Annotated in this window: 4 protein-coding genes; 1 reads left to right on the top strand and 3 read right to left on the bottom strand. The window is 64.8% G+C overall.

Going from position 1 to position 6,408, the window contains the following annotated elements:
* The coding region (locus Q7U29_RS26540) for a DUF2339 domain-containing protein (RefSeq protein ID WP_304746410.1) at nt 1–1,929 on the top strand (1,929 nt) is incomplete at its 5' end.
* A gap of 93 nt (nt 1,930–2,022) precedes the next feature.
* Here Q7U29_RS26540 and Q7U29_RS26535 read toward each other — a convergent pair.
* The 3 genes from Q7U29_RS26535 to Q7U29_RS26525 all read right to left on the bottom strand — a co-directional run.
* A complete protein-coding gene (locus Q7U29_RS26535) occupies nt 2,023–3,723 on the bottom strand; it encodes a methyl-accepting chemotaxis protein (protein ID WP_304746409.1) in 1,701 nt (566 codons plus the stop codon).
* 224 nt (nt 3,724–3,947) lie between these two features.
* Nucleotides 3,948–5,654 (bottom strand): methyl-accepting chemotaxis protein, encoded by a 1,707-nt coding sequence (locus tag Q7U29_RS26530; RefSeq protein ID WP_304746408.1) that lies wholly within the window; start codon nt 5,652–5,654, stop codon nt 3,948–3,950.
* Between the two features lie 278 nt (nt 5,655–5,932).
* Nucleotides 5,933–6,408, bottom strand: a 476-nt coding sequence (locus Q7U29_RS26525) for a methyl-accepting chemotaxis protein (RefSeq protein ID WP_304746407.1), incomplete at its 5' end; no start/stop codon positions are given.

The following is a 6,408-nucleotide window of genomic DNA, read 5'->3' as shown; positions in this document are numbered from 1 at the left end:
GATTTCTGGGCGCTCTATATCTATCTGGCCATCGTCACCGCGGCGGCGTTCGGGCTGGCGCGAATCAGGCTGTGGCGCTGGCTTGCGGTCACCACCCTCGCGTTCGCGCTGCTCTGGACTTTCCCGTGCCTGCAATGCGGGCCGTCGATGGTCACCCCGCATGCATTCCATGTGCTGGCGGGATTCATCCTTGCCGCGCTGCTGGTGGTGTGCGGATTCATGTTCGGACCGCCCGCCGCGGAGGGCGAGGTCGAGCCGTTCTCGTCCGGCTCGCTGGCGGTCTATCTGTTCGGCGCCACCTTGATCGTGCTGAACAGCGCGCATGCCGACACCGCCGTCATTGTGTTCACGCTCCTGGTGGCCGGCACGCTGTTCGTGGCATGGCGCGCGGAAGCTGCCGCCGGCGCGGTCGGCGCCGCCGCCGTGCTGGTATTCGCCGTGTTTGCCGAATGGGCGGTCCGCGGCAATCCGGATATGCTGGTGCTGCCGGGCGGACCGTTGCCGGGCATCGGCCCTGCCGCCACCGACAGCGCCGTCATGGTGCACCTCATCGCCGCGGCGATCTTCGCCGCTGGATTCGGTGTCGCCGGATTTCTGACGCAGGGTCGCTCGGCCAGCGCCATGATCCCGGTGATATGGTCGGCCGCGGCCGTGTTCACGCCGCTGGCGCTCCTGATCGCGCTCTATGCCCGCATCGCGCATCTCGATCGCTCGATCCCGTTTGCCATTCTGGCCGTGCTGCTGGCGGCCGCGTTCGGCGCCGCGACTGAACTCCTTGCCAGGCGCGAGGACCGGCCCGGATTGCAGGTCTCGATCGCGCTGTTCGCCACCGGCGCACTCGCCGCGATGGCGCTGGCGCTGACCTTTGCGCTCGAAAAGGGCTGGCTGACCATCGCGCTGTCGCTGATGTCGCTCGGTACCGCATGGATCTCGTTGCAGCGGCCGATACCGTTCCTGCGCACGCTCGCCGCCATTGTCGCCGGCATCGTGGTGCTGCGGATCGGCTATGAGCCGCGCATCGTCGGCGATTTGGTCGGCGCCACGCCGATCTTCAACTGGCTGTTGTGGGGCTATGGCATTCCGGCGCTGTCGTTCTGGGCCGGAAGCATTTTCCTGCGCCGCCATGGCGACGATGCACCGCTGCGCACGGTGGAATCGGCGGCGATCCTGTTTACGGTGTTGCTGGTGTTCCTGGAAATCCGCCATGCCGTCAACGGCGGCGACGTGTACCGCGATTCCGCAGGCCTCACCGAAGTGGCGCTGCAGGTGTGCGCGGCGCTGGCGATGGCGATCGGGCTGGAACGGTTGCGGATCCGCACCGGTAGCGTTGTCCACGACATCGCGGCGATCGTGCTGACTCTGTTCGCCGGCGCAGCCAGCGTGATCGGCCTGATGGTGCTGGAGTCGCCGATCTTCCGGCCGACCGATGTCGGCGGCGTGTTCTTCAACCTGCTGCTGCTCGGCTATGCCATGCCCGCAGTGCTGGCGCTGCTGTTGTCCTACGCTATGGCGGGCCGGCGTCCGGCCAGCTATGCCAACACCATCGCAGCGGGGGCGCTGGTGCTGGCGCTGACCTATGTGACATTCGAAATCCGCAGGCTCTATCACGGTCCGGTGCTGACGCGCGGCTCCACCACCGGCGTCGAGCAGTACACCTACTCGATCGCGTGGCTGGCGTTCGGCGTGGCGCTGCTCGGCATCGGCATATTGGTCAATTCGCAGCGCGCCCGCCTCGCCTCCGCCGTAGTGATCGCGCTCACGATCCTGAAGGCGTTCCTGATCGACATGTCGACGCTGACGGGCGTCTACCGCGCGCTGTCGTTCATGTGCCTCGGCCTGGTGCTGGTGGCGATCGGCTGGCTGTACCAGCGCATCCTGTTCCGCAGGCAGCGACCGCCGGCTACACCTGTCGCGCAGCCGGACGGCTAGGCCGCTCGTTCTTTCGGGCCTGCCGCGCACCATTCGATACGTCGCGGGTTGCCGCGACGCCAAGGAGTCAGACGAATCGGGACCCGCCGCTTGTCAGGCTGCTCGCACCGAATTGAGGAACTTGCCGACTTCGAGCTTGAGCCGATTGGAGTCGCCGGACAGCGACTTTGCCGCGGAGAGAACTTCCGACGAGGCCGATCCGGTCTCGCTGGCGCCGCGCTGCACATCGGTAATGTGCGTCGAGACCTGCTGGGTGCCGTGCGCGGCCTGCTGCACGTTGCGGGAAATTTCCTGCGTCGCCGCGCCCTGCTCTTCCACCGCCGCGGCGATGGCCGATGAGATCTCGGACAGTCTTTCGATGGTGCCGCTGATCTCCTTGATGGCGCTGACCGAGTCCTGCGTCGCGGCCTGGATGCCGGTGATCTGCTGGCCGATCTCGCCGGTTGCCCTGGCGGTCTGTTCGGCCAAAGCCTTGACCTCGGAGGCCACCACCGCGAAACCGCGGCCGGCCTCGCCGGCGCGCGCCGCCTCAATGGTGGCATTGAGCGCCAGCAGATTGGTCTGGCCCGCGATGGTGTTGATCAGTTCGACGACGTCGCCGATGCGGGCCGCCGCCTTCGACAATTCGCCGACGCGATCGTTGGTGGTGCGGGCCTGGCCGACGGCATCGCCGGCCATCCGGGCGGATTCCTGGACCTGACGGCTGATCTCGTTGACCGACGACGCCATTTCCTCGGTCGCCGACGCCACCGACTGCACGTTGGTGGAGGCTTCCTCGGACGCAGCCGCGACCATGGTGGTGAGTTCTTGCGCATGCTCGGCGGTCGATGTCAGCGTACCGGCGGACGCCTCCAGTTCGGTCGCCGCGGAAGATACGGTTTCGACGATCTCGCCGACGGCGCTCTCGAAATCGTCCGCCATCTTGTTCATGTCCGCCTTGCGCCGGGCAACGGAGCGGGTCTCCGCTTCCTTCTGCTCGACTTCCAGCGCCTGACGGGCGACCGCATTGCTCTTGAATATCTCGACCGCCATGGCCATCTCGCCGACCTCGTCGCCGCGGCCGATGCCCGGCACCTCGACGTCGAGCCTGCCGCTCGCGAGATCATTCATCGCGACCGTCATGCGCCGCAGCGGCTTGGTAATGCTGCGGGCTACAACGATCGACACGGCGATCGTCAGCAGCAGCATCAGGCCGGCAGCCAGCAGGGAGCGCTGGGTCGAAGCCCAGGTCTGCGCATTGAGGTCGTCGATATAGACACCGGTGCCGATCACCCAGTTCCACGGTGCAAAACCGGCAACGTAGGACAGCTTCGGCTGGGGCTTGTCGAAGCCGGGCTTGGGCCACTCATAGGGAACGAAGCCTGCGCCATCCTTCTTGACGACGTTGACGAAGTCTACGAACAAGGCCTTGCCGTTCGGATCCTTGAAGGTCGAGATATCGTTGCCATTCATCTCCGGCCTCATCGGATGCATCACCATGCGCGGATGCATATCGTTGACCCAGAAATAATCGTTGTTGCCATATCGGAGCGTCGCGACCCGCGCCAGCGCCCGCTTCTGCGCGTCTGCGTCGGTAATGCCGCCTTTCTGCACCAAGGCATGCTCCTCCTTGAGGATACCAAGGGCCAGCTCGGTCAGATGCCGCAGTTCGATCTGCTTCTGGACATTGAGACCCGACGCCAGCTCGCGCGAGTCGAGGATCGTAATGCCCACGAGGCCTATGAAGCCGAGGCCGATCAGGGCATAGATCTTGCGGCCGACGGTGATCTTGAACTGGCTCAGCATGGCAAACATTATCATTCTCCGCTGAAGAGCAGCCAGCTAGTCCGGGAGCGGACGTCGCGGATTGCGTGGGCGGTCGAACTGGAACCATCTTCGCGTTCGATGAGCGCCGTTACTGAGCCATACAGTTAATGAATCCTGCTGAAGTTAATACGTAGCACCGTATGAATACCGGGAAACGAGCGGTATTTGCCGGCATCGGCGCTTGAAGCGCGGATGCCGGCGGATGCTCCCGATCAGGCCGCCCGCACCGTGTTGAGGAACTTGCCAACTTCCATCTTGAGCCGGTTGCTGTCGCCGGACAGCGACTTGGCCGCCGACAGAACCTGCGAGGAAGCCGCGCCGGTTTCGGTGGCGCCTTGCTCCACATCCGTGATGTTGGCGGAGACCTGCTGGGTGCCCTGCGCGGCCTGCTGGACGTTGCGGGAGATTTCCTGCGTCGCCGCGCCCTGCTCTTCGACTGCCGAAGCGATGGTCGCGGAGATCTCGGACAGCTTTTCGATGGTGCCGCTGATTTCCCTGATGGCGTTCACCGAATCCTGGGTCGCGGCCTGAATTCCGGCGATCTGTTGTCCGATCTCGCCGGTGGCCTTGGCGGTCTGTTCGGCCAGCGCCTTGACTTCGGACGCCACGACGGCGAAGCCGCGGCCGGCTTCGCCGGCGCGCGCCGCCTCGATGGTGGCGTTCAGCGCCAGCAGGTTGGTCTGTCCCGCGATATTGTTGATCAGTTCGACCACGTCGCCGATCCGCGCCGCCGCCTTCGACAGTTCGCCGACCCGGTCGTTGGTGCTGCGTGCCTGGTCGACCGCCTCGCCGGCGATGCGGGAGGATTCCTGGACCTGGCGACTGATCTCGTTGACGGACGACGACAGTTCCTCGGTCGCCGAAGCCACCGATTGCACATTGGTGGAGGCTTCCTCGGATGCCGCGGCAACGGTCGTGGCGACCTGCTGGGAACGCTCGGCGGACGTGGATAGCGTGCTGGCGGAGGCTTCGAGCTCGGTGGCGGCTGACGACACCGTCTCGATGATCTCTCCCACCGCGCCTTCGAAGCCGTTCGCGAGCCTGACCATGTCGGCCTTGCGCTGGACCGCCGACCGCTTCTCGGTCGCCTTCAGTTCCTCGCGGTCGAACCGTACGATCGCCTGCACCGTTTGCAGGTTGCGCAACGCTTCGCCGATCTCGTCGTCACGTTCGACCAGAATGCGATTGTCGAGCTTGGCCTGGGTCACCTTCAGCATCGCATCGTTGAGCCGCGCCAACGGCCGGCTGATGACGCCGACGGCCTGGAGGCCGAGCAGCAGGCCGGCGAGAACACCGAGCGCGATCAGGGTGATCACGACGCCGTCAGCCATCGTATAGGTGCTGTGGGGGATGGCAAACTCCGCAACAAGTCCCGCCGCCAGCAGAAACGCCAGTTGCACCGCGATCAGCGTAGCCAGGCGCGCCTTCAGCGTGCCGGTAAAGATGGTGAAGCGGTCCATGACCGAGCGGCGGCGAATGATGCCGGCGTCGACTCGGTATGCCCCGGCCTTCTTCGCGCGCAGCAGGGCGTAGACCTGTTCCGCTTCCGCGCGCTGGTCGGAGGGCAATTTGGTCCGGATCGAGGTGTAGCCGACGATCTGCCCGTTCTCACGGAGCGGCGACGCGGTTGCCAGCACCCAGTAGAAGTCGCCGTTCTTGCGGCGGTTCTTGACCGCGCCGGCCCACGGTTTGCCGGCCTGGAGGGTGTCCCAGAGATTCTGGAATGCTTCCACCGGCATGTCCGGATGGCGGATGATATTGTGCGGCTGGCCCATCAGCTCCTCGGGGGTGAAGCCCGCGGCATCTACGAATTCGTCGTTGAAATAGGTCAACCTTCCCTTGGTGTCGGTTCGCGAAACGATCAGCGTATCATCCGTGATCGGATATTCGACGGCCGTGACAGGAAGGTTGGTGCGCATGGCGGGCTCCTCGATGAAATTCGCGGCTCATGAAATTCGCGGCCAACCCCCGTCGGTTCGGCGTTGTTGGCGCGCTCGCATCGAAGAATGTGCCTGCAACTGAAAATTATTCCTAATTTACCCTACCGTAAAACCACGGTATTTTATGCAACCGTGCGTGCATATACCCCGCTGGAGGTCGCTTTCCAGCCAAGCCGTTCAGGCAGGAGATTGGGCATTGGCTTGCTGAATGCGGCCCGCAAAATGCGGGCCGCAAAGCCATTTCGAAGCTTTTGACGTTAGGCCGCCCTCACCGTATTGAGGAACTTGCCGACCTCGAGCTTGAGCCGATTGCTGTCGCTCGACAGCGACTGCGCTGCGGAAAGTACCTGCGAGGAGGCCGAACCGGTCTCGCTGGCGCCGCGTTGCACGTCCATGATGTTGGAGGAGACCTGCTGGGTGCCCTGCGCCGCCTGCTGCACGTTGCGGGAAATCTCCTGGGTCGCCGCCCCCTGCTCTTCCACCGCCGCGGCGATGGTCGAGGAAATCTCCGACAGTCTTTCGATGGTGCCGCTGATTTCCTTGATGGCGGTCACCGAATCCTGGGTCGCAGCCTGGATACCCGTGATCTGCTGACCGATCTCGCCGGTGGCCTTGGCGGTCTGCTCGGCCAGTGCCTTGACTTCGGAAGCCACTACGGCGAAGCCGCGACCGGCCTCGCCGGCGCGCGCCGCCTCGATCGTGGCATTGAGCGCCAGCAGGTTGGTCTGGCCGG

The organism is Bradyrhizobium sp., assembly GCF_030654605.1.
Lineage (GTDB): Bacteria > Pseudomonadota > Alphaproteobacteria > Rhizobiales > Xanthobacteraceae > Bradyrhizobium.
Note: the sequence above shows the minus strand (reverse complement) of the source record. Positions and strands in the feature narration are given on the sequence as shown.

What these genes read in the sequence shown, in the direction of transcription:
- Q7U29_RS26535 (WP_304746409.1), bottom strand. Translation starts at nt 3,723, where the DNA reads ATGTTTGCCATGCTGAGCCAGTTCAAGATCACCGTCGGCCGCAAGATC.
- Q7U29_RS26530 (WP_304746408.1), bottom strand. Translation starts at nt 5,654, where the DNA reads ATGCGCACCAACCTTCCTGTCACGGCCGTCGAATATCCGATCACGGAT.